The 23,738-nt window shown below is 65.0% G+C and carries 18 protein-coding genes and 1 pseudogene; 8 read left to right on the top strand and 11 right to left on the bottom strand.

The window, feature by feature from the left end; all coding sequences use genetic code 11:
- Positions 1–119: 119 nt before the first annotated feature.
- On the top strand, positions 120–3,704 hold the full coding sequence (locus tag AVHM3334_RS14355; protein WP_284413321.1) for a ribonucleotide reductase barrel domain-containing protein: 3,585 nt from the start codon (positions 120–122) through the stop codon (positions 3,702–3,704).
- Positions 3,705–3,743: 39 nt separating this feature from the next.
- On the opposite strand, the gene AVHM3334_RS14350 is transcribed toward AVHM3334_RS14355, so the two are convergent.
- Entirely contained in the window at positions 3,744–5,120 is a 1,377-nt protein-coding gene (locus tag AVHM3334_RS14350; RefSeq protein ID WP_284413319.1) for a sigma-54-dependent transcriptional regulator, read from the bottom strand.
- Positions 5,117–6,916 carry a sensor histidine kinase gene (locus AVHM3334_RS14345; RefSeq protein WP_284413317.1) on the bottom strand — a complete coding sequence of 600 codons (1,800 nt, stop codon included), beginning with the start codon at positions 6,914–6,916 and terminating at the stop codon, positions 5,117–5,119. The genes AVHM3334_RS14350 and AVHM3334_RS14345 overlap by 4 nt, the downstream gene beginning before the upstream one ends.
- Before the next feature lie 124 nt (positions 6,917–7,040).
- On the opposite strand from AVHM3334_RS14345, the gene AVHM3334_RS14340 reads away from it, so the two are divergent.
- The 4 genes from AVHM3334_RS14340 (at position 7,041) to AVHM3334_RS14325 (ending at position 12,037) form a co-directional block, all read left to right on the top strand.
- The gene (locus AVHM3334_RS14340) at positions 7,041–7,706 is read left to right on the top strand and encodes a DUF4166 domain-containing protein (protein ID WP_284413315.1); all 666 of its coding nucleotides are present in this window, start codon (positions 7,041–7,043) and stop codon (positions 7,704–7,706) included.
- A gap of 5 nt (positions 7,707–7,711) precedes the next feature.
- Positions 7,712–9,199: a TIGR01777 family oxidoreductase gene (locus AVHM3334_RS14335; RefSeq protein WP_284413313.1), complete on the top strand. Its 1,488-nt coding sequence runs from the start codon at positions 7,712–7,714 to the stop codon at positions 9,197–9,199.
- Positions 9,200–9,357: 158 nt separating this feature from the next.
- Positions 9,358–10,416: an AbrB family transcriptional regulator gene (locus AVHM3334_RS14330; protein WP_284413311.1), complete on the top strand. Its 1,059-nt coding sequence runs from the start codon at positions 9,358–9,360 to the stop codon at positions 10,414–10,416.
- A 43-nt stretch (positions 10,417–10,459) separates the two neighbouring features.
- A complete protein-coding gene (locus tag AVHM3334_RS14325) occupies positions 10,460–12,037 on the top strand; it encodes an RNA/DNA-binding domain-containing protein (RefSeq protein WP_284413309.1) in 1,578 nt (525 codons plus the stop codon).
- A 77-nt stretch (positions 12,038–12,114) separates the two neighbouring features.
- Here AVHM3334_RS14325 and AVHM3334_RS14320 read toward each other — a convergent pair whose 3' ends face one another.
- The 3 genes from AVHM3334_RS14320 to AVHM3334_RS14310 all read right to left on the bottom strand — a co-directional run bounded on the left by AVHM3334_RS14320 (position 12,115) and on the right by AVHM3334_RS14310 (position 14,790).
- Positions 12,115–12,402, bottom strand: coding sequence for a BTH_I0359 family protein (locus AVHM3334_RS14320; RefSeq protein WP_284413307.1), 288 nt, complete (start codon positions 12,400–12,402; stop codon positions 12,115–12,117).
- A gap of 246 nt (positions 12,403–12,648) precedes the next feature.
- Entirely contained in the window at positions 12,649–13,911 is a 1,263-nt protein-coding gene (locus AVHM3334_RS14315) for a DUF3108 domain-containing protein (RefSeq protein ID WP_284413305.1), read from the bottom strand.
- A 96-nt stretch (positions 13,912–14,007) separates the two neighbouring features.
- Positions 14,008–14,790, bottom strand: a complete 783-nt coding sequence (locus AVHM3334_RS14310) for an IclR family transcriptional regulator (RefSeq protein WP_284413379.1) — start codon at positions 14,788–14,790, stop codon at positions 14,008–14,010.
- 105 nt (positions 14,791–14,895) lie between these two features.
- Between AVHM3334_RS14310 and AVHM3334_RS14305 the strand changes: the two genes are divergently transcribed.
- The 3 genes and pseudogenes from AVHM3334_RS14305 to AVHM3334_RS14295 all read left to right on the top strand — a co-directional run bounded on the left by AVHM3334_RS14305 (position 14,896) and on the right by AVHM3334_RS14295 (position 17,650).
- The gene (locus tag AVHM3334_RS14305; RefSeq protein ID WP_284413303.1) at positions 14,896–15,903 is read left to right on the top strand and encodes a fumarylacetoacetate hydrolase family protein; all 1,008 of its coding nucleotides are present in this window, start codon (positions 14,896–14,898) and stop codon (positions 15,901–15,903) included.
- Positions 15,900–16,991, top strand: coding sequence for a TraB/GumN family protein (locus AVHM3334_RS14300; RefSeq protein WP_284413301.1), 1,092 nt, complete (start codon positions 15,900–15,902; stop codon positions 16,989–16,991). The genes AVHM3334_RS14305 and AVHM3334_RS14300 overlap by 4 nt, the downstream gene beginning before the upstream one ends.
- A gap of 78 nt (positions 16,992–17,069) precedes the next feature.
- Positions 17,070–17,650 (top strand): annotated as a pseudogene (locus tag AVHM3334_RS14295) (helix-turn-helix domain-containing protein).
- 99 nt (positions 17,651–17,749) lie between these two features.
- Here AVHM3334_RS14295 and AVHM3334_RS14290 read toward each other — a convergent pair.
- The 6 genes from AVHM3334_RS14290 to AVHM3334_RS14265 are packed head-to-tail and all read right to left on the bottom strand — an operon-like array spanning position 17,750 to position 23,735.
- A complete protein-coding gene (locus AVHM3334_RS14290; protein WP_284413299.1) occupies positions 17,750–18,973 on the bottom strand; it encodes an FkbM family methyltransferase in 1,224 nt (407 codons plus the stop codon).
- Positions 18,970–20,145, bottom strand: coding sequence for an FkbM family methyltransferase (locus tag AVHM3334_RS14285; protein ID WP_284413297.1), 1,176 nt, complete (start codon positions 20,143–20,145; stop codon positions 18,970–18,972). Before AVHM3334_RS14285 ends, AVHM3334_RS14290 begins: the two co-directional genes overlap by 4 nt.
- Positions 20,146–20,167: 22 nt before the next feature.
- A complete protein-coding gene (locus tag AVHM3334_RS14280) occupies positions 20,168–20,800 on the bottom strand; it encodes a DapH/DapD/GlmU-related protein (protein WP_284413295.1) in 633 nt (210 codons plus the stop codon).
- Entirely contained in the window at positions 20,790–21,941 is a 1,152-nt protein-coding gene (locus tag AVHM3334_RS14275) for an aromatic ring-hydroxylating oxygenase subunit alpha (RefSeq protein ID WP_284413293.1), read from the bottom strand. The genes AVHM3334_RS14280 and AVHM3334_RS14275 overlap by 11 nt, the downstream gene beginning before the upstream one ends.
- Positions 21,942–21,945: 4 nt before the next feature.
- A complete protein-coding gene (locus AVHM3334_RS14270) occupies positions 21,946–22,605 on the bottom strand; it encodes an LbetaH domain-containing protein (RefSeq protein ID WP_284413291.1) in 660 nt (219 codons plus the stop codon).
- Entirely contained in the window at positions 22,602–23,735 is a 1,134-nt protein-coding gene (locus AVHM3334_RS14265) for an aromatic ring-hydroxylating oxygenase subunit alpha (RefSeq protein WP_284413289.1), read from the bottom strand. Before AVHM3334_RS14265 ends, AVHM3334_RS14270 begins: the two co-directional genes overlap by 4 nt.
- Positions 23,736–23,738: the final 3 nt, after the last annotated feature.

Raw genomic sequence — 23,738 nt, 5'->3', positions numbered from 1 at the left:
CGGGGCCCTGCAGCCTCCGGGGCAAACCCTCGCCATTCGCGTTGACATCGGGCAACCCGCCGGGCCGCGCACAGGAGTAAAACAGCGGTTTGGCAGTGTTTTTGGAAAGCGCCAGCGACATGCAACGCGACCCCTTCACCCCCCAGGCGTCCGACGCCACCCCCGTGCAGCCCATCAGCCTCGACGTGCTGCGCGAAAAGTACCTCAAGCCCGGCGAGACGGACGTGGAAGACCTCTACCGCCGCGTGGCCCGCGCCCTCGCCTCGGTGGAGCCCGAAGCCGACCGCGCTGCGCACGAGGCGCGCTTTCTCGCCAACCTGCGCGCCGGGGCGATCGGCGCGGGCCGCATCATGAGCGCCGCCGGCACCCACATCCAGGCCACGCTCATCAACTGCTTCGTGCAGCCGGTGGGCGACTGCATCCAGGGCGTGGACGACGGTGGCTATCCCGGTATCTACGAGGCCCTGCGCGAGGCCGCCGAGACCATGCGGCGCGGCGGCGGCGTGGGCTACGACTTCTCGCGCATCCGGCCCAAGGGCGCGCAGGTCAAGGGCACGGCATCGCTGGCCTCGGGGCCGTGCAGCTACATCAACGTGTTCGACCAGTCGTGCTCCACGGTGGAGAGCGCGGGCGCGCGGCGCGGCGCCCAGATGGGCGTGCTGCGCATCGACCACCCCGACGTGCTCGAATTCATCACCGCCAAGCGCACGCCGGGGCGTTGGAACAACTTCAACGTATCGGTCGGCGTGCCCGACGCCTTCGTGCAGGCCGTGGTCGATGGCCGCCCGTGGGACCTGGTGCACTCGGCCCGCCCCGGCACCGCGCTGCTGGCGCAGGGCGCGGTGCAGCGCACCGACGGCCAGTGGGTCTATCGCACGGTGCAGGCCCGCGGCCTGTGGGACACGATCATGCGGTCGGCCTACGACTTCGCCGAGCCGGGCATCCTGTTCCTCGATGCGATCAACCGCGACAACAACCTGCACTATTGCGAAGACATCGCCGCCACAAACCCGTGCGTGACAGCCGACACCCGGCTGGCCACGCAACATGGATTGGTGCGGATCGGTGATCTTTACGAAAGCGGAGTGCCGCTGGAGGCCACTGTGGATCGGCGGGCGCTTGGGCACGAAGCGCGAGGAGTTGAGGTCCGTCCTTCCAAGGCGGCGTTCATGACGGCTCGCCGAGCAGAGGTATTCAAGGTGACTACCGACGATGGCTATGAGATCAAAGCCACTGCGTGGCACGATTTCTACACGTCGGGCGGCAAGGTCAAACTGTCGGAACTCAAGGTGGGTGACCAGTTGCTCGTGCAGTCTGGAAAAGGCCAGTTCGGCCAGCAAGGCAGCCATGAATTGGGGGTCCTGCTTGGACTGATCACGGGTGATGGGCATTTCACTCATCGGGGGAGGGGGCAGGAAGTCGTTTGCGTCAATTTATGGAACCAGGAGCGCGAACTCGCAGAGCAGGTAGCGAACACGGTCAATCACATGATTGCTGGCTTGGCACAGACGCCCAGGCGCTATCTGTGCGCACCGGTGGCAGTGGCTCAGCGCAACTACGTATTCATCCGCTCCGTGCTGCTGGCACGCGCCCTGGCGGCGTGCGGCTTTACGCGCGCTACCAAATTAAGAGTTCCCGAGGTGATCTGGCAAGGCAGCGAGGCTTGTGTCAAAGCCTATCTGCGTGCGCTTTTTCAAACAGACGGCACGGTCAATGTTTCTAGCGCCAGGGAAAGCTGCTCTGTTCGCTTGAGTTCCAGCCATTCGCCACTGCTCAAAGACGTGCAGGTGCTGCTGGCCAATTTTGGTGTTTTCAGCCGCTTGCGATTGCGTAGGGAAGCCCAAACCAAAGCCATGCCGGATGGCAAGGGCGGACAGGGTGAGTACGCCTGCAAGCAGCAGTACGAACTGATCATCGACGGCGAGTCCCGTGAGCAGTTCATGCGGGAAATCGGGTTCTTGCTGGACTACAAAACAGCCCGGTACCGCGAATGGGTGGTCGACAAGGTGTTGCGCAAGACGCAGCGGTTTACCAGCCGAGTCGCTCAGATCGCGCCTGCTGGTGAAGAGGCCGTGTTCGACACCACCCAGGCAGATTGCAATACCGTCATCTTCAATGGATTGGTCACGGGGCAATGCGGCGAGCAGCCGCTGCCGCCCTACGGCTGCTGCGACCTGGGCCCCATCATCCTCACGCGCTTCGTGCGCAATCCATTCGGGCTGGCGGGCGCGCCGGCCTTCGATTTCGAGGCGTTCGAGCAGAGCGTGACGACGCAGGTGCGCGCGCTCGACAACGTGCTGGACGTGACCTTCTGGCCGCTCGAAGCGCAGCGGGCCGAATCGGCCGCCAAGCGGCGCATCGGCGTGGGCTTCACCAGCATGGGCAACACGCTGGCCATGCTGTGCCTGCGGTACGACCGCGACGCGGGCCGCGCCATGGCCGCGCAGATCGCCGAGCGCCTGCGCGATGCGGCCTATGCCGCGTCGGTGGCGCTGGCGCGCGAGAAAGGGGCGTTCCCGAAGTTCGACGCCACCGGCTACCTGGCGCCCGGCACCTTCGCCAGCCGGCTGCCGCAGGGCCTGCAGGCGCAGATCCGCGAGCACGGCATTCGCAACAGCCATCTGCTGTCGATCGCGCCGACGGGCACGGTGAGCCTGGCGTTTGCCGACAACGCCTCCAACGGCATCGAGCCGCCGTTCTCCTGGACCTACAAGCGCCGAAAGCGCGAGGGCGACGGCCGCATGAGCGAATACGCCGTGGAAGACCACGCCTGGCGGCTGTACCGTGAGCTGGGTGGCGACGTGAACGCGCTGCCCGAGTACTTCGTCAGCGCGCTGTCCATGCCCGCGGAGGACCACATCGCCATGATGGAAGCGGTGCAGCCCTTCGTCGATACGGCGATTTCCAAGACGGTGAACGTGCCGGCCGACTACCCGTACGAAGACTTCAAGGGCCTGTACCTCGCCGCCTGGCGTGCGCGCCTCAAGGGGCTGGCCACCTACCGGCCTAACACGATTCTGGGCGCCGTGCTGGAAACGCATGCGCCCGAGGTGCCTCAGGCGCAGGCATCGTCATCGGCCCCGGCTGCCGCGCCGGACGCTGCGCCCACGCCCATCGACCCGATGCGCACCGTGATCGAAAGCCGGCCCAAGGGCGCCTTGTCGGCCGTGGCCGAGAAGGTGGAGTACTGGACGCAGGAGGGGCACAAGACGCTCTACCTGGTGGTGTCGTTTTTGCCGGTGCCCAATGCCAGCGGCACCGGCACGGTGGACCGCGCCATCGAGTTCTTCATGCCCGTGGGGCAGAGCGGCGAATCGCAGCAGTGGATCACCTCCAGCATGCGCATGCTCTCGCTGGCCGCGCGCGGCGGCTTTCTGGAGCGCGCGTTGAGCGACATGCGCAAGGTGGCGTGGGACCGCGGCCCCGTGCGACTGGGCACGCGCCAGCGCGAGGACGGCACGCGCGTGCCGCTGTGGCACGACTCCGAGGTGGCCGCCATGGCCTACGCCATCCAGAACATTCTGGCCAGCCGCGAGCCCGACCCGGTGCAGCAGGTATTGCCGCTGGACGAGCCCGAGGCGCCCATGGGCATGCCCCCGGCCATGGCCGGCAAGAAATGCCCCGAGTGCGGCGCGCACGCCGTGATCCGCAAGGATGGCTGCGACTACTGCACGCAGTGCGGCCACCTGGGCACCTGCGGGTGAAGGGCCGACGGGCCGGGTGTTCCAAGGGGCGGCGGCGCGCTACCGCAGGCCCAGCCGGCTGAGCTTCTTGATCAGCCCCGCGCGGGAGATGCCCAGGCGGCGCGCGGTTTCCGACTGGTTGCCCTGGGTGGCTTCCATGGCCTCGCGGACCATGCGCGTTTCCAGCTCGAAGATGGCCGCGTCCAGCGCGCCGGCCGGTGCTGCAGGGGCCGCATCGGGCGGACCCGCGTCCGGCAAGTGCGACAGGTCGCCGCTGGCGAACCGCAGAAGATCGACGTCGATGCGCGGGTTGCCCGGGGCGATCAGCGCGCCGGCCGACTCCACCAGGGCCCGCAACTGGCGCACGTTGCCCGGCCAGGTTTGCGTGGCGAGCCAGGCCTGCGCGTCGGGCGCGAACAGGGCCTGCGGCGCGACGCGGCGCAGGAAGTGCGCGGCCAGCAGCGGCACGTCCGTGCCGCGCTCGGAAAGCGGCGGGATGCGCATCACCACGCCCTTGAGCCGGTAGTAGAGGTCTTCGCGAAAACTGCCGTCCTGGATCATCCCCTCCAGGTCGCGGTGCGTGGCCGACACCACGCGCACGTCGGCCTTCTTCATCTCGCGCCCGCCCACGGGCAGGAAGGTGCCTTCCTGCAGAAAGCGCAGCAGCTTGACCTGCATGGCGGGCGGCATCTCGCCCACTTCGTCCAGGAACAGCGTGCCGCCGTGCGCGGTTTCCACCAGGCCCGGCTGGTCGCGGTGGGCGCCGGTGAAGCTGCCTTTCAGGTGGCCGAACAGCTCGCTCTCCAGCAGCTCGCTGGACAGTGCGCCGCAGTGGATGATCGCGAACGGGCCCTGACGGCGCGCGCTGCACTGGTGCAGGGCGCGGGCCACCAGTTCCTTGCCCGTGCCGGTGGGGCCGAGCACCATCACGCTCACCGAGGTGCCGGCCACGCGCCGCACCATCGCACGCAGCTGCTGCGCGGCCACCGACTGGCCGACGATGCCCAGGTCTTCGCTGCCCTCGCGCGCGCGCAGCTCCCGCAGTTCTTCGTCCAGGCGGGACTTGTGCATGGCGCGCGAGACGACGAAGCGCAGCATGTCCGGATCGATGGGCTTGGTGAGAAAGTCCCACGCGCCCTTCTCGGCGGCGCGCAGCGCGAGTTCGCGGTCTCCATGGCCGCTCAGCACCACCACGACCGAGCCCGCGAACTGCCCGATCAGCTCCAGCCCCGCTTCGGGGTCCATGCTGGGCGGCATGGCCAGATCGAGCAGCACCACGTGCGCGCGGTCCTGCCCGAAGGCCCAGGCCGCCTCTTCGCCGCTGCCGGCCACGGTGACGCGGTGGCCCAGCTCGCGCAGGAAGGTGCTGGCCAGCCGTTGGTATGCGGGCTCGTCGTCCACCAGCAGGATGTGGCCCAGGGAGGGAGAAGCGGTCATGGTCGGTGGGGAGGAAAGGTCAGGGTGAAGCAGGTGCGCCAGGGCGGGCGCTCGGTCAGTGCGGCCGTGCCGCCGTGCGCCGCCATGATGCGGGCGACGATGGCCAGGCCCAGCCCGGTGCCGCCCGGGCTGCGCGAGGCGAACGGTTGGAACAGCCGCTCGCGCAGCTCGGCGGGAATGCCCGGGCCGTCGTCGCACACGTGCAGGCGCAGGCCGTCCTCGGCCTGCTCGGCATCCACCTGCACGCGCCTTGGGCCCGCCGCCGCCTGGGCGTTGGTGATGAGGTTGGCCAGCACTTGGCGCAGCCGCGCGGGGTCGGCATGCACGGGGCAGGGCCCTTCCAGCCCCGGCCCCAGTTCCACGCCGGGGCTGTGCCGGACGGCCTGGCGCACATGCTCCGACAGGTCGATGGCGCGCGGCTCGATCTGCCAGGGCTTGGCGTAGTCCAGCAGGTCTTCCGCCAGGCGAGAGATGCGCGCGATCTGCTCCTGCACGTCCTGGCGGACCTCGGCCGGCGAAAAGGCCGTGGCCATGGCGATCACGTTCAGCGGGTTGCGCAGGTCGTGCGCCACCGTGGCCGCGAGCGAGCCCAGTTCGGCCAGGCGGGCCTGCAGCTGCCGCTCGCGCTCGCGCTGCTCTGCGGCCGCGGCGTTTTCGACCTGGCCGGCCGCCTGCGCGAGCACGGTGCCGAACAGCTCCGCCAGGTGCCGCTGCCCCGGTGGCGCCTGCTCGAAGCCGTGCAGATGGGCCTGCCAGTGGTCGCCGTCCTTGCGGCAATGCACCGTGGGGGTGTTCGGGTCGGCGGCGAGCGCGGCGCCGGCGACCACCCGCACGGCCACGCCCATGCGCTCGGACAGCAGCGCAGCGGCGATGGACGAGAGTTCGTCCATGGACTGGGCGGCGGCGAGGGCGCCGCGCCAGGTGCCCAGGTCCTGCGCCGTGGGGGTGCCACCGGGATAGACCAGGCGCTCGGCCAGCCGGCGCACCGGCCCGCTCCAGGCCAGGCAGGCAGCGGCCACCACGGCGGAGGTGAGCCAGCGCGATTCGACCGGCAGCAGCAAGGTCAGCGGCACGGCCAGCAGACCCAGGAACAGCACGATCGCCCAGGCCAGGGCCCGCCGCGCCCAGGCGTTGGCCATGAAGACCCGGTAGCGCAAGATGCCGTAGACCAGGATCAGGGGGTAGGCGGGAAAGGCCAGCACCTGCCACGGGTACTGCGGAATGCGCAGGGCCGCGAACGCGTAGCCCGAGATGCACATCAACCCCCAGCCGCACGAGAGCGCCACCGCCGCGATCTGCCGGCGCTCGGTGGCCACGCGCGTCTGCCAGAACGCCTTGGCCAGCACCAGCAGGCCGGCGCCCGCACAGGTGGCCCAGACCAGGCTGGTCGTCCACCCGGCCGCATTGGGCACCACCACCCATTGCACGCCGGTGAAGGGCGGAAAGTGCTCGAACCCGCCCGGCGGCACCCACCACGACAGCGCGGTCGCGCAACACGCCGCGCCATAGGCCAGCCGCAGGGCCCACGGCGGCAGCCGCTGGCCCGTGAAGATGGCGCAAAAGTGCAGGAACGCCGCGGACGTGATCGGCACCGTGGCCAGCAGCGCCATGGCGAAGGGCGCGGTGCCGATGCCGGCCCAGTTGGGCAGTTCGTTGCCCACGATCCACAGCCCCACGCCCAGCAGGAACACGATCAGCAGCTTGGCGCCCGCCACGTGCTGCGCCCACAGCCACAGCACGGCGGACAGGGCCAGGGTCTGAACGAATGCCAGGGCGAGCGCGATGTGAATGGCCATGCGGCACTGTAAACCGGGTGCACAGTGCGCCCGCCGCAACTGTCTACCGTGTTGACAGGTGGAATAAAAAACCGTTTGAAATCAACGGTCTGTTCGCTGGCACGTGCCCTGCAATACAGAAGGCATGAAGACCGCCACACCCCTCCTTCTGCCCCGCGATGCCGATGCCGATGACCGTGCCCCTGCCGAGGTGCCGGCGCCCCTTGATCTGGCCGCACTGCTGGGCGCGGCGCAATGGCAACGGCTGTCGCCGGCCATTCGCCGCCGCTTCGCGGCAGGCCATGCACCCGCGTGCTACGGCGGCGCGCTGGACGTGCGGCGGTCGCGCATCGGCTGGTGCTTCGCCTGGGCTTCGCGCCTGCTGGGCGGTCCGCTGCTGGATGCCGAAGAGACCGGCGTTCCCGCCGAAGTGCGGGTGTCTTGCGACGCGCGCGGCGGCGTGGTGTGGGAGCGCCACCTGCGCCTGCCCGGGCGGCGCGGCGCGGCCGTCGTGTGCTCGACCAAGCTGCGCGGCCCCGACGGCGGCCTGCAAGAGCGCACGCGCGGCGGGCTCTCCATGGCGCTCGACGTGGTGGTCGAAGACGGCGCGCTGGTGTTCTACAGCCGCTGCTACTTCCTGGCGCTGGGCGCGTTCTGCCTGCCCATCCCCGGCTGGCTCACGCCGGGCCGGTGCCGGGTCGAGCACCGCGACGAAGGGCCGGGCGCCTTCCGTTTCACGCTCGACATGGCGCACCCGCTGTGGGGCTGCACGTTTTTTCAAACCGGTGTGTTCACCGATCCCGAGGAGTGACTTTCATGGACATCGTTTTCATCGTTCTGACGGTGCAGGCCCTGATGGGGGCGTTCGACAACCTCTGGCACCACGAGTGGTCCGCCCGCCTGCCCAGTCGCACCTCGGCCCGCCACGAGCTGCTGCTGCACGCGGCGCGCGAGGCCATCTACGGCTTTCTCTTTCTGGGATTCGCCTGGGTGCAGTGGCAGGGCTGGTGGGTGCTGCTGCCGACGGCCCTGCTGGCGGTGGAGATCGTGATCACCGCGGCCGACTTTCTGGAGGAAGACCGCAGCCGCCGCCTGCCGCCCGTCGAGCGCGTGCTGCACACGCTGCTCGCCGTGAGCTACGGCGTGCTGGTCGGCGTGATCGCGCCCCTGTTCGCGGCGCACGCGGCCCTGCCGACCGGGGTGGTGCGGGTGGGGCACGGGGCATGGTCCTGGCTGTTCACGGTGGCGGCCGCCGTGGTGCTGATCTGGAGCCTGCGCAATGCGCTCGCCGTCGTGCGGCTTCGGGCCGACGTGCAATCCGCTGAACCCCTGCCCGTTGCCGCCCACGGGCCTGCGGTGCTGGTGACGGGCGCCACCGGCTTCATCGGCACGGCGCTGGTGCGCCGGCTGCGAGGCGAAGGGCGGCGCGTGATCGTCTGGACGCGCGATCCGCTGCAGGCCCGTGCGACCTTCGGCCCCCAGGTGTGGGCGCTGGACCGGCTGGAGGACATCCCGGCCGAGACGCGCATCGACGCCGTCGTCCACCTGGCCGGCAGCCCGATCCTGGGCCTGCCCTGGAGCCGCGCGCGGCGCCGTGAACTGGTCGCCAGCCGCATCGGCACGGCCCGGCAGTTGATGGGCTTGATGCAGCGGCTGGACCGCCGGCCCGCCGTGCTGGTCGGCGCGTCGGCCGTGGGCTTCTACGGCGTGCCCCTGGCGGACACCCCGTTGGACGAGCAGGCCGCGCCGCAACCCGGGCGCTTTCAGTCGGACCTGTGCGCCCAGGTGGAGCGCGCAGCGGGCGAGGCGCACGCCTTGGGTGTGCGGGTGGTCTGCCTGCGCATGGGCGTGGTGCTGGGGCCGCAGGGCGGGGCCTACCCGCCGCTGGCCTGGGCGGCACGCATGGGGTTCGGCGCCGTGCTCGGCAGCGGGCGCCAGCGCGTGCCGTGGATTCACCGGGACGACGCGGTGGGCCTGGTCTGCCATGCGCTGGCCCACCCCGGCATCAGCGGCCCGGTGAATGCCGTGGCGCCGGACGTGCCCTCGCAGGCGCAGTTCGTGCGGACGATGGCGGCTTCGTTCGGCCGGCCCGTCTGGCTGCGGATGCCGGCGTGGCCCGTGCGCGCGGCGCTGGGCGAGATGTCCGAGCTGCTGCTGTGCGGGCAGCATGCGGTGCCCCGGCAGGCGCTGGCCGAGGGGTATGTGTTCACGCACGCCTCGCTGGCAGGGGCACTGGGCGCATTGGCCGGGTCAGGGGTTGGAGGCCCCGGCGAGCCGCTTCGCCCCGAAGCCCGGCCCTCCTGACCCCGGCGTAATGGTTTGCTATTAATTAAATAGCATTAAGGGCAATAAATACTAGGGCGCACAGCCTTTTTCATTGCAATCCTGGGGCGGGAAGAGGGCTGGTGCTGTGCGGGCGATACTTTCCCCTCCCCTGGATTTTCGCCGCTCCGCGCCCGTCGATGCTCTCTTTCCCCCCCGCCCGCATCCTTCTCACCCTGGCCCTGGCCCTCGCTGCCGCGGTGGTGTGCCTGGCCCTTCGCACGCCGCTGCCCTGGATGATCGGCCCGCTGGTCGCCACCGCGCTGCTGTCCATCGCGGGCGCGCCCACCGACAGTTCGCGGCGGCTGCGCAATGCCGGGCAGTGGACCCTGGGCGCGGCACTGGGCCTGTATTTCACGCCGCAGGTCACCGCGCTGGTGACGGGGCTGTGGTGGGCGATCGCCCTGGGTGTGGTGTGGGCGCTGTTCGGCGGCTGGCTGTACCGCGTGCATGCGCCGCATCTGCCGGACGTGCCGGCGCCGGTGCTGCGCGCGACCAGCTATTTCTCCGGCGCCATCGGTGCGGCCTCGGAGATGACCCTGCTGGCCGAGCGCGAACACGCCCGCACCGACCTCGTGGCCGCCAGCCACAGCCTGCGGCTGGTGATCGTGACGGTGATCATTCCGTTCGCGCTGCAGTTCAGCGGCCTGCACGGCCTGGACCTGCTGCCGCCCGCCGTGCGCGCGGTGGACGCGCAGGGCCTGGCGCTGTTCGCCGCGCTCACCGGCCTGGGCGCGCTGGCGATGGACCGGCTGGGCCGCGCCAACCCCTGGTTCATGGGCGCGCTGCTGGTCTCGATGGGGCTGGCCATGGCCGGCATCACGCTGTCGGCCGTGCCGCAGGTGCTGCTCAACGCCGCGCAGCTGGTGATCGGGGTCAGCCTGGGGGTGCGGTTTCGCCCCGGCTTCTTGCACACCGCGCCGCGCTGGCTCGGTTCGGTGGCCATGGGCACGCTGGTGCTGCTCGCCGTGTGCGCGCTGTTCGCGGTGGGGTTGTCGCGGGCCACCGGCCTGCACTGGGTGACGATGGTGCTGTCGTCCGCCCCCGGCGGCATCGCCGAGATGTCGATCACCGCCAAGGTGCTGCAACTGGGCGTGCCGGTGGTGACGGCCTTCCAGGTGTGCCGGCTGATCGCCGTGCTGCTGCTGGTGGCGCCGATGTACCGGTGGGTTTATCCGAGGGATGCATCGGCCGGGTGAAGGCCGCCAGCCCTCGGGGCGCCCATGCTAGATTGCCCGCACCATGCTCCAGCCCACGCAATCCAAGCTGCCCATCAACCTGCTCGATCTGCTGCACCAGCGGACCGTGGAGGGCGAACGCATCGAATACAAGGAAGGCTGGAATCCCGACGCCATCCTTCGCACGCTGTGCGCCTTTGCCAACGATTTTGAAAACCTGGGCGGTGGCTATGTGGTGATCGGGCAGGACTGCGATGCCAACGGCCAGCCCATCTTTCCACCCAAGGGGCTTGCGGCGAATCAACTCGACAAGATACAGCGGGAGTTGCTGGCTGCATGCCAGTTGATGCAGCCGCCGTACTTTCCCATGCTGAGCCTGGAGGTCGTGCAAGGCCGCAATCTGGTGGTGCTGTGGGCGCCAGGCGGACAGAACCGGCCGTACAAAGTGCCCGAAGCCGTCACGGCCAGGCACAAGGTTTGGCACTCCTACATCCGCCGCTACAGCAGTACCGTGCAGGCCAAAGGCGAGGCGGAGCAGGAACTGCTGAGCCTGACGGCCAAGGTGCCTTGGGACGACCGGTTTCATCAGGCAACCACGGTGGCTTCGCTGTCCAGGCCGTTGATGCAGGCATTCCTGCAAGAAGTAGGCAGTGTATTGGCCGCCGATGCAGCCGACCTGTCGGTCGAAGCGCTCGGGCGGCAGATGAATGTGGTGGGCGGACCTGCCGAATCGCCCTGGCCCAAGAACGTGGGTCTGTTGTTCTTCAACGACGAGCCCACGCATTTCTTCCCTGGTGCACAGGTGGATGTGGTGGCGTTTCCCCAAGGCGCTGGAGGGGATGTCATCGTCGAGAAGTCTTTCAAGGGTCCGTTGTCGCGCATGGTCCGCGAGGCGCTCGATTACCTGCAGCGCAACTACCTGCATGAAACGGTGACCAAGCATCCCGGACGTGCCGAGGCCACCCGGGCCTGGAATTTCCCGTTTGCTGCGGTGGAGGAGGCGTTGGTGAATGCGGTGTACCACCGCACTTACGAGAGCCACGATCCTGTGGAGGTTCGCATTGGTCCGGACGAACTGGTGGTGCTGAGTTATCCAGGGCCGGATCGGTCGGTACGCCTGGAGGATTTGCGCTCAGGCCGTGCCGTCAGCCGACGCTACCGCAACCGGCGCATCGGTGAGTTCCTCAAGGAGCTTCGGCTCACGGAAGGCCGCGCCACGGGTATCCCGAAAATTCTCAAGGCGATGCGTGCGAACGGGTCGCCGGAACCGGTATTCGAGACCGACGACGAGCGGCTGTCGTTCGTGGTGCGATTGCCGGCACATCCGCTGGCCCGACCGATCACCGCGGAAGTCACCGCGGAAGACACCGCGGAAGACACCGCGGAGGTCACCGCGGAAGTCGTTCGCGTGCTCGAGGTTTTACAAGGGGAGATGCCCCGTGCGTCTTTGATGGACGCCGTGGGCCTGAAACACGCAGAGCATTTTCGCAAGGCCTACCTGTTGCCCGCTCTGGCGACGGGCTTGGTGGAAATGACCATGCCGGACAAGCCGACCAGCAGGAGCCAGCGCTACCGGCTGACGGCGGCAGGCGCCGGATGGCTGCAGGCGCATGGGGCTGGCGGCGTGGATGAATCCGAGTGAACCAGATGGGCTGAAAGGCTGATGGCGGCGATGGTTGATCGATCATCCAGGCGCCCGGCCCCGCGCTTCGTTTCGCGTCAGTGCACCACCACCGGGTTCTGCGCCAAGCCCACATAGCCATCGAGCGTGTCTTCCACTTCTTCTTGCGTGGGGGTGTCACGCTGCCAGGCCAGGATCTGCTGCTGGAACATTTCGGCCCAGGAGCCGTCCAGGTACACCTCCTTGCCGGAGCGCTTGTCCACGATTTCGAAGCCGTGGCGCGAGAGCTGGGGCGGGGTGGGCCAACCTTTGGGGGCGCCGTTTGGGCCGGCATCCGGCTGCATGTGGACCACAACGAAGGTTTCGGAGTCATAGAGCATGTGCATGGTGTTCCTCTGTCGGTTCGTTTCTGTCAGATGGCCACCCAGGTCGGGAAGTTCAAGCCCTGGCGCATCGGATGGTCGGTGAAAACCCGCCAGATGCATGGGAACAGTATTTCATGAAACCCCGCCTCCGGCGGCCCGGCGTGCGAAGTGACCGCCCTGTCCCACGCACGTGTGGGCGAAACCGCACAGGCTTTCGCGCCCTGCGCCGCCTGCCGGTTGGTGACCAACCGGCAGGCGGCACGGCGCTCAGGGCGGCGAGTGGGCGCTCAGGCGCAGATCGGCGAAGTCGCCGTTGGACTGGGTGATGCGGATGCGCGCGGGCAGAAAGCCCAGGGAGGGCGCGAGCCACAGCTCGGCCTTCTGGTCGTATTCCTTGCGCGGCAGGCGCTGCAGCTTGAGCGCCGGGGTGGCGCCGCGCGGCAGGTCCAGCATTTCGGTGCCTTCCACGGTGAAGGTCCAGCGGTCGGCATAGCGCGCGCCCACCGTGGTCAGGGTGATCTGGGTGCCGTCGGGGTAGCGCTCCGGCGCTGCGGCGAGCAGGGCACCCAATTGGATGAACACGCTGAGCCGGTCTTGCGCGCCGGCGCCGATGGCCGCCTGGGGCGTGTTCGCGCTGAAGGTGACGCGCCCCTGCCCGAAGTTGAAGTGCGCCGCCTGTTCGCTGCGGGCCTTGTCGCCGAAGCGTTCCGGCTGCAGGCCGCTGGCGGTCACCTGGCCGGTGCTGGTCTGCGAGCGCGCGCCGATCAGGAAGGCCTTGATCTCCTGCCGGGCTTCGTAGCGCGAGCCATCGTGGCGCCACAGCAGTTCGGCGCTGGCGCGGTAGTTGAACTTCTTGGCCTGGCCATTCACCTCGAACTCCAGGCGCACCGGATCGGGCAGGCGGGCGGGCGGCGGCGTGGTGCTGGCGGTGTTGCTGCCGGCACCCGGCGGGCGAATGTCCACGCCGGCGCTGCTGTCCTGTGCGGGGTCGGCCGGCGCCGAGGCGGCTACGGCGAGCGGGGCCGCAGGCGCTGGCTGGGGAGCGGAAGCGGCAGAAGAGACGGAAGAAGAGGCTGTCGCCAGCGGCGCAGCGGCCGCGGCGGTGCTTTCAGGCGCTTCGGTGTCCGCGCCCTCCGGCACTGGCATGTTGGCCGATGCCACGGTGGTGGGCGTGGTCGGCGGCGTGTCGGCGGCTGTCGCTTCGGTGGCGGCCTTCGGGGCCTCGGCTGCTTGCGGCGGTTCGGGCGATGGCTGCGGCGCAGGGGCCTTCGGCGCGGCCGGCTTGCGCGGGGGGGCAGGCCGGGGGCGAGGCTTGGCGGGTGCTGCAGGCGGTGCCGGGGCTGCTGTGGCTTCTGCCGGGGTTTCGGGTGCGGGCGCCGGCGTCGGCGTCGGCGGGAGCGTGCGGGTGTGGAACGCCATGCGCACCGGCGCACCGCGCTCCTGGCCCCCGCCCAGGGGCAGGCCTTGCAGCACCCAGGCGTGCACGGCGAGCACGATGAGCGTCAGCAGGGCGAGAACGCGGCGCGGCATGGCGTTTTCATCAGTCCCAGGCAGCAAGGCCGGGCTGAGGCAGGCAGGCCGGCAGTCCCGCTGTGCGGGGCCGGCGCGTGCGCAGTGCAGGATCTTTCATGCGCAGCCGTGGCCCAGGTCGCTCGACAGCGCCTGCGCGGCCGCGCGCAGCGGCGCGTCGATGGCGCCGCCCCAGGCGGGATCGAAGGTGGCGATCGAGCCCAGCGTGGTGATGCCCAGGGCCAGGTGGCCGTCGGCGTCGAACACCGGGGCGCAGAACGCGACGATGCCCGGCAGCAGCGTGTCCACCACGCGGGCCGAGCCGCGCTCGCGCACTTCGTGCAGCAGGGCATCGACCGCCGCCGCATTGGCGGGCAGATCGGTGCGGCCTAGCTTGGCGGCGTGCGCCAGCTCTTCCTTCAGCAGCGCGGCCGTGGCTTCTCGCGGCAAATGGGCGCAAAAGCAGCGTCCCGTGGCGGAGGCCAGCAGCGGCATCACGTCACCCAGGCGCAGGTTGGCGGTCACGGCCTGGGGCGATTCTTCCCAGTGCACGATGGTCGGGCCCCGGTTGCCCCACACGGCCAGGGCCAGGGTGTGGCCGATGGTGTCCATGAGCGCGGGCATGCGTTCGCGCGCCAGGCGCATCGCATCGAGCCGCGCGAGCGAGGCCAGGCCCAGCTTGAGGGCGGCCGGCCCCAGGTCGTAGCGCGCGGTGCCCGGGTCTTGCGCCACCAGTCCCAGGCGCTGGAAGCTCACGAGGTAGCGGTGCGCCTTGGCGGCGCTCATGCCGGCCGTGGCCGCGAGGTCCTTGAGCATCAGCGGCCCGCGCGAGCGGGTCAGCCCCTCCAGCAGGGCGAAGCCGACTTCCACCGACTGTATGCCTGCCCGTTCCTTGTCCATCTGCACTAGAATTTCCAGAGTTTTGTTTAGTTAAATCAATTTAACCATTCGTAATTTGTCCCGGGCTTTTTGCTGCGGGTGCATCGAAGACAAGGTCTGTGTCCCATGAAACTCGCCACCTATAAAGATGGTTCCCGCGACGGCCAACTGGTCGTCGTCTCCCGCGACCTGGGCACGGCCCATTATGCGACCGGCATCGCGAGCCGCCTGCAGCAGGTGCTGGACGACTGGGGCTTCCTCTCGCCCCAGTTGCAGGACCTGTACGACCAGTTGAACGCCGGCCGCGCCCCCCACGCTTTTCCGTTCGATCCTGCCCAGTGCATGGCCCCGCTGCCACGCGCCTACCAGTGGGCGGACGGCTCCGCCTACATCAACCACGTCGAACTGGTGCGAAAAGCGCGCAACTCCGAGGTGCCCGACAGTTTCTACACCGACCCGCTCATGTACCAGGGCGGCAGCGACGACTTCATCGGCCCGCGCGACGACGTGGTCGTGCCCAGCGAAGCCATGGGCATCGATTTCGAGGCCGAGATCGCCGTCGTTACTGGTGACGTGAAGATGGGCACCACGCCCGAGCAGGCGCTGGACGGCATCCGCCTGGTCATGCTGGCCAACGATGTCTCGCTGCGCAACCTCATCCCGGCCGAGCTGGCCAAGGGATTCGGGTTCTTTCAGTCCAAGCCCGCCACGGCGTTCAGCCCGGTCGCCATCACGCTCGACGAACTGGGCGACGCCTGGGACCAGGGCCGCCTGCACCTCACGCTGCAATCGACCTGGAACGGCCGCAAGGTCGGCATGTGCGATGCCGGCCCCGAGATGACCTTCCACTTCGGCCAGCTCATCGCCCACGTGGCCAAGACGCGCAATGTGCGCGCGGGCTCCATCATCGGCAGCGGCACGGTCAGCAACCGCGGCGTGGAGCAAAACGGCCGCACCGATTGGCCCAAGGGCTATAGCTGCATCGCCGAAAAGCGCTGCATCGAAACCATCCAGGACGGCAAGCCCTCCACCGAGTTCATGAAGTTCGGCGACACCATTCGCATCGAGATGAAGAACAAGGCCGGCCAGAGCCTGTTCGGCGCCATCGACCAGAACATCGCGGCGCCGCAATGACGACCCGCGCGGGGCTGGTCCGGCTCGCGCTGGCGGCATGGCTTGCATGGCCGCTGGCAGTGGCGGCGCAGGAATTGGCGCAGATTCCTGCCGCGCCGCCTGCGCCTTCCGCTTCAGCGCCTGAAGCCTCGGCCACCCGTGCCTGCCCGCCGCAAGCGGCACCGTTCGATCCTGCCGAGCTGCCTCAGGCGATGCGCAATGCGCGCGACCGCGGCCTGCTGTGGCGCATCGAAAAAGGCGGGCGCACCAGCTGGCTCTACGGCACCGTGCATGCCGCCGAGCGCGGCTGGATGTTCCCCGGCCCCACGGTGCGCGAGGCCGTGATGGCTGCCGACCGCGTGGCGCTGGAGCTCGATCTTCTCGACCCGAAAGTCATGCAGGCCCTGCAGGCGGCCATGGTGGCGCCGCCTGGCGCACCGGCACTGCCGCCGGCCTTGGCCGCCCGCCTCGCCGCGCAGGTGGATGCCGCCTGCCTGGCCCCGGCGGTCGCGCACCTGCGGCCCGAACTGCAGGCCGTGACGCTCGTGGGGCAGTCGGCACGCCGTTCGGGCGTGGACCTGGCCTATGGCATCGACGCCGTCATCGCCGGCATGGCCAAGGCCGGGGGCAAGCCCGTCGTGGCGCTGGAAACCCCCGAGCAGCAGATCCGGCTGCTGACCTCCGACGACCCGGCCCGCACCGCAGCCGCCGTGGGCGCCGCGCTCGATCAGCTCGAAGGCGGGCAGGCGCAGCGCTCCATCACCACCCTCACCCGGGCCTGGGCCAATGGGCGCCTGAATGTGCTGCAGACCTATCCGCAATGGTGCGAGTGCCTGGCCAGCGACGCCGAGCAGGCCGAATACCGGCAGATGGTGGACGCCCGCAACCCCGGCATGGCGCGCGGCATCGCGGCGGAGCACGCCGCCGGACACACCGTGTTCGCCGCCGTGGGCGCGCTGCACATGGTCGGCCCGCAGGGACTGCCGGCCCTGATGGAAAAGCAGGGTTTTCGGGTGCAGCGTGTCGCGTTCGCCCCAGCGGCGCCGGAAGGCGCGGCGCCCCGCTCGCCCGCCAATGACCTGAAGCAAAAAGAGGCTCCAGCGCAATGATATCTAGTGTCCCGTCCCGTTATTTTCTGGCATTAATCGTGCATGCCATTGAGGTATGTTGGAACCGGAGATACCGCGATGAGAATGGGCAGACCGAAGGTCGAGTTGGCGCTCTCTGACGAGGAGCGATCGCAGCTTCAATCCTTTGCCCGCAGCCGCTCGCTGCCTGCTGCGCTGAGCAATCGGGCTCGCATCGTTCTGAGCAGTGCCGATGGTGAGCCCAACAACGCCATTGCTGAGAGACTGAAGCTGACCAATGCCACGGTCGGCAAGTGGCGCGCTCGGTTCATCGAGCGACGCATCCCTGGGCTGTACGACGACGTTCGCCCCGGCAAGCCGCACACCATCGACGACGAGCGCGTGGCAAGGCTGATCAATACGACGCTGCACACCAAGCCGGCCGATGGCTCCACGCACTGGAGCGTGCGTACGGTGGCCGCCGAGACGGGCATCTCCAAGTCCAGCGTCGCACGCTACTCACGGACAAGGCCATTCGCCGGGGATCATTCACCAGCGTCAAGCAACTCGTCCAACGCATCGACCACTTCGTCACCGCCTACAACGCCAACTGCCAACCCTTCAGGTGGACCGCCACCGCGGATTCGATGCTCGAAAAGCTGCATCGACTTTGCTCACTTATCAGCGGGACGGGACACTAGGTCGAGATCGGCATATTTCATGAGGATGCGGGATAGTCCTCCTCGGACGATGGCCATGGTTCTCCTGAAAGTGATGAGCGCAAAAAACGATATCTGGGCTCAATAAAAGTAAAGGCAGCTATCCCAGCGGTCTTCCGTGTGATGGCGCAAGCCCAACCGATAGCCGGGCGCAATTCCGTCGATGTATGCCGGAATCTCCAGAAGATCGGTTGCCCTGTGATATGCCGAGATCGCTAACTTAGGCCTGCCTGCCTGGATCGCTCTGACGCCGCCCTGCAACGCAGAAAGCTCAAATCCTTCTATATCCATTTTGATGAAGGTGGGGACGTCATCGATGATGTTATCGATTGGGCGGATAAGTACCTTTTCCAAAGAAGCACTTAGGTCATGCATGGCAATAGAACCACTATGTCCTCCCTGGTGGTGAAAAGGTGCTTCCGATTCCGTTGATCCCAACGCGACTGGATGCAGGGATAACTTGCCTTCAGTGGCACTTCCTGCATGCGCACGTTTCAGTTTTTGAAGAGTTTCAACGTTGTACCTGTCGGGCTCAATCATCCAGGAATGTGAGAAGCGGCCTCCTGTGACGCCAATCAAGGCGGTAGTTGATTCGCCAATCGAGGCGCCACAATCGACCAGCTTTTCTCTCTCCGTCAGGCTAAAAAGTCCTGACCTGAAATAAAGGCTCGAGTACGGACGAGAAATATTCAAGTGGTACTCAGGATTGCATGTGAGATGGAAGGTCAAGATGCCGGCGAGTGTTTCTGAGGAGTATGAATCGGCGAACCTATGCTGCAGTGCTTGGAATGCTTCGAAACGCTCTGAAATCACTGGTGCCCAATCGGTGAGCCGATGATCCACCACGTCGTTCAGACCGATCATCCGAACTGCTTGCTCATGATTCAGCACAGCGATATCGTGCTGCCGGCACAGATTCTCGAAGAAACGCCTTGAGTAATCGAAGCGGCAGCAATTAATGGCAATTATGTCTTCGTCTTGCCTTGCCATTTCCACGAAGCGTGAGCTTGTGGTGAGCGAGACTCCATGAAATGGCTTACCGCTGGCTACCTGAAAGTCGTCCACCACATGCAACACCTGACCTCTGCCTGCAATGATGGAGATGAACACTGCGGCAAAGTCCTTGGTGCCCAAAAGCATGAAGCGGGTGCTCTTGCCATTTCTTGCAAAAATTTCCAAAGCTTGGTCCGGAATGCAAAAAAGAGGATTCTTTCGATATTGATCAAGCGCTCTTATTAATAAGTCTTGAGCATTGGCAGTGCCAAGATTTAGCCGCCTGACAAGTTCGTCATTAATTATAGTCATGCAGCCCACGCGGGCGCTTCAACGCCGTCTACCGGAGATGCGTAAAGAACTAAATCGTAGTAGTAGCTGCCGTTGTGTTGGCGCAGTCGTAAATTATAATCTTCCACACTTTTATCGATTTGATTGACTACGTCTAAGAGATCATGCGCATAATGATATACGCAAGCTGCAATCCTCGGACGCTGGGTCGTCAATAGTCGCGCGGCCCCTTGGAGCGTTTTGGATTCAAAACCTTCAACGTCCATTTTTAAGAAAGTAAGCTTTTCAAGTTCCTCGTCTAACTTAACTGTTTGAACCGTGGCTGTGCCGGTTGCTGAGATATAACTCGAAACGGTACCCGTTTCCATAAAACGCAGCATTTGTTTTCGACTGGAGACTGCTTTATTCACAGGGCGGAAATTAGTGAGCGGCAACACTGAGATGCGTTCGAGGGCTTCGAAATTCGCTCTGTCAGGCTCATATGCCGTAATAGTGGCGTAGCGATAACCAGTTGCCCCTAAAAACTTCGACACAATTGGACCTTGAAAAGCACCGCAATCGCAGTAATGCTCCTTGCTGCCAAGCCGAAAGGTGGAAGGCGTTGCGTAACTGGAAAAATACTCTTCAATAGGATTCGCCCAAGTCTCAAGCATATGGGAGCGATCGTAAGTCAGGCGAAAAAGAAGATTGGCATATAACGTGGCACGACTATGATGATCAGCAAACCGTTCGGCCAAGCGCAAAAAATCATCGAGACGATCTAAAGTCTTCTTGCGATAATCGGTTACTGTCTCATAGACGGAAACCATACCCAACTGGGCTTGTGCAACCACGCAGTCCTCCCGTTGAATGCCTGCACGTCGACATAGCTCTGCCATTTGGGATCTGTCAGCGGGGCTTTCTGAAAAGTCGATAGCTACCGCATTGGCGTACTGCGGTGCGTACCGCAGAAAGTCCATGCTGCTCCAGCGTGAAACGCCGTGAATGAATGCTTCGCTGGATATGTCGTCAACGACTGCTACCAAGCCGGTGGTAGCCTTTGCGATTTGAGAACCATGGATAGAACCAAGAAGCGAAAGAGGTGACAAGATGAAAATCGGCCGTGTCTCCAAGTCAGCAATGGCGGGTTCTTCTGCCGATGCGGCAACGGCGAGTAATTGCTGCCTGAGCGATTCCGAGAGCGCTTGATGCATGGCGGACTTTCTAAGAAAGTAGTCAGGGGCGGCCACTGTCCGTAATTGAAACAGCGGATGGGAACGTGGAGAGAATAAAAGTTTTTTCCGGTAAGGACTCTGAATGTCTGCCGGGTAAATCAAGAATCGACTGTTTTCCAATCGAAACACCATCGCTTAGGATCACGCCAGCCCCCAATGTGGCGTTAGCTCCGACACGCGATTGCATACCAATCATTACACCGTCTCCAATCCAAGTGGAAGAAGCGATCTGAGCCTCTGCTCCTAAGACACAACCTGCACCGATCACGCTATTGAAACCCACTCGGCAGCCTGCACCAATTATCGTCCCTGCGCCGATGACGCAGTTTTCCCCAATGGTTGATGTAGGTGCAATCAATGCGCCTCGGCAAATTAGAGGGGGCATGCGAAAACCGCGGCTTTTGAGTTCTCCCATTAATTCAAGACGGCGGAAATTCAAAAATTGGGATCCCCAAATTACGAAAGCCGTGGCGTCGCTCGGAGAAGCATTCGAAATGACGGTCAAGTCAAACCGATAGTCTCGGTCTTGTCCCACATCGATGGGATACAAAGTCTCGTTTGGTGCGATCTCTGACCAACTGGCCAACGCCGCTTTTAGCAATGCCGCGCTACCGATCACAAACTTAGAAGGCATGCCGTCCCTCCATCACATCCATGTACCAGCGTTCTACGGCCATATTTCCGAACTCGAAATCGCCCAGGGTGGCTCTTGGGGCACCGGGTTTAAGAGCTGCCTGAACCCTCTCCATGACCGATATATCTTCTCGTAGCACCTTTTCTGCACCTTCCAAATGGGCAAGCAGGACTGCTGCAGAGGTTGGATAGCGGCGCGTCTTTCTGGCAGTAATGTAATAAATAATCAAGTCGGTGCGTGCTGCAGAAACCGGCTGATGATGCTCAATGATGAAGGAATAGCCACCTGATCCAGAGGCAATGTGCAGATTCGGGAAGACTAGCCAGTTGAGATACCAGTCGTCTGAGCCGTAGCGCTCAACATTGTCATGCCAGGCGTAGCGCGGCATCTGAACAAGCGGTTCGTTAAGTCCCCCATTGCTGAATTCGCGGAGATGGACGAGATGCATTTCATGCTCTGCGCTGCCGTTAGCGTGATAGTGCTTGGCAGATTTCACTGCTTCCTCATCCATTTGTACCTGGAATTTCACTTGCTGATATACGCTCTGCTGATGCAGGTAACGTGGATGGAGGCTATCGCGAAGATTTTCGTAAGCTAGCTTCCAGTTCAGTTTTGTGGGAAGGATGGCGATTAACACTTCGCTATCAAAATGCTCTGAAGCTGAACGCAGAGATGACAACGCCTCCATTGAAAACTGCTCATCCAGTTTCAGGGAGTTGGGAGCAACGTTCACAAACACTAAGTTGCCAATGCACTCCAATGGAAAGCGCCGCAGCTTCAGACATTCCCGTTCTTGAGACGGCAGCCGATATGCTGTGTCTTGAAAAGGAATGTTTTCCACCCGCCCCTCCGAGTCGTAACCCCAGCCGTGGTAGCTGCACACGAGAGGCCGGATACCCTGGGGCTGCTGCTGCAACGGGTTTTGCCGGTGAAGGCATATGTTTTCGAACGCCTTCAATTCCCCCTGGAAATTCTGCACTACAACCTCAATGCCGCAGATGTTTCGGGTAACGAAGGCATTGTGTTTTGCAAGCAGCATGCGCGGCGCCACGAATTGCCAAAGCGGGCGCATGAGCAATTGCTGCTCCCGTGCGAACCAGGTTTCGTCGATATAGGCTTCTGCAGGAATGGTCGAGCGCATGCTGTTAGCGCCTTTTTTCGAAACTGTACCCGGCACCAATCATCCGTGCCGGGCGCGCAAAGTGCGGGGCAATGAAACTGCCAGACGCCAAGTGTTCGGATGGCGTATCCGTCCCATCTATCACGCAGTGGCGGCCGATGTGCAGACCCGCTCGCAAACGCTGGTCTGCTCCGATCACGCTGTGCGCTCCGATCTCGGTGTCTGTCCCAACTGATGCGCCCGGCCCTATCCAACTGTGCATCCCGATCTTGGCACCGGCATCGATGCGTGTACCAGGATGAATCAGCACGTCGCTGGAGATACTCGCCGCTCTGCCGATCAGCGTACCTGCACCAATCCAAACGTTGTCAGCCACTCGGGCGTCCGGTGCAACGATGGCCCTTGCATGTACCAATGTGGCCATGCGCAATCCGCGCAGACGTGCTGCTCCATAGAGTTCAAGCCGGGCGTGGTTAAGTGCATTGTGGTCCACCGCCACAAAGAGCGTCGTGGCTGCAGGATCCAACCCCTCGAGCAATTCGCTCGCCGAAGCTGACAGCGCCGCCACGCTGCTGGCCGCGCGCAATTGCCAGCCCTGCGGCAGTCCATAACCTGCTGGGTCGCTGGCAATCGTCTGGAGCACGTCGCCCACGCCGATCAGGCAGAAACTTTCGCCGAAGTTCATGAAGCGTTGCCTTCCATCAGCCGCAAATAGGTATCAGCCACCGCTGTCAGCCTGGCTTCGTAAATACCATGCTTCGCACGCGGTGCGCCGGCATGCAGATGCGATTGCAGCGCCTCAAGATGACCCAGATCCTCATGCAATACCGCCACTTCGCTTTTGAGATGGCCCCACAGGATTGCAGGCAGGGCGGGTAGCCGGCGTGTTTCCTTGGCTGCGCACAAGGTAAAACGGACCTCTGTGCTATCAGGGGCCAAGGGGTGGAACTGCTGCAGCAAGAAGGTCAAACCTCCAAGCGAAATGAAGTTGACGTTCGGGTACAGGAAAAAGTTGTAGTAGAAGTCACCGTCGCCATAGCGTCGCACTGCGCCATGCCAGGGCCACGAATCGATGCGAATGGGCGATCGAGTCCAAAAACTTTGTGCTGCCAAGCTGCTGGTCGATGGATGGGCGCCGCCTGACGCCAGGGGATCACTGGCTGGGCTCACGTCCTGGCGGGTATCAGAAATGCCTTCTCGCAACAGCGGCTGAAAGGTCTTTGGATGAATATACGGAACGTGGTTGTAATCGAGCACGTTCTCATAGTTGAGCTTCCAGTTGTAGCGTGCCGGCAGATCGGCATGCACTGCCTGCGCACCGAAGTGGCTGGTGATGTCCGCCAGTGCCCGCTGTAATTCAGGGTTGAACTGCTCGTCAAAGGGGAGCGGTTCGGAATCAAGGTTCACAAAAACCAGGTTGCCGACTTCCCGCACAGCGTATCGCTTCAAGCAGAGGTCTTTACGCTCTGCTGGGGAATAGGCGTAAAGGCGCTGTTCATGCGGAATCGTCTTAACCTTGCCCTCGGGATCAAAGACCCATCCGTGGTAGGGGCAGGCCATGCGCGCTTGGCCGAATGCGTCCTTTTGCAAGGGCATCTGGCGATGCGGGCATAGGTTTTCGAAGGCCCGGATCTCGCCACCGCAGTTCTGCAGCAGCACCGGCAGGCCTCCCAGTTCGCGGGTGGCGAATGCGTCGGGTTCTGCCAGCGCCGTGCGGAAGGCTGCGAACAGCCAGAGCTTGCGAAAGACGTGGGTCTGCTCGCGCGCGAAGATATCCTGATCCAGGTAGTGCGCTGGAGAGAGCCGCGACAGCATGGC

The organism is Acidovorax sp. SUPP3334 (assembly GCF_030159055.1).
GTDB lineage: Bacteria > Pseudomonadota > Gammaproteobacteria > Burkholderiales > Burkholderiaceae_C > Paracidovorax.
This window is presented reverse-complemented; position numbering and strand designations above follow the sequence as displayed.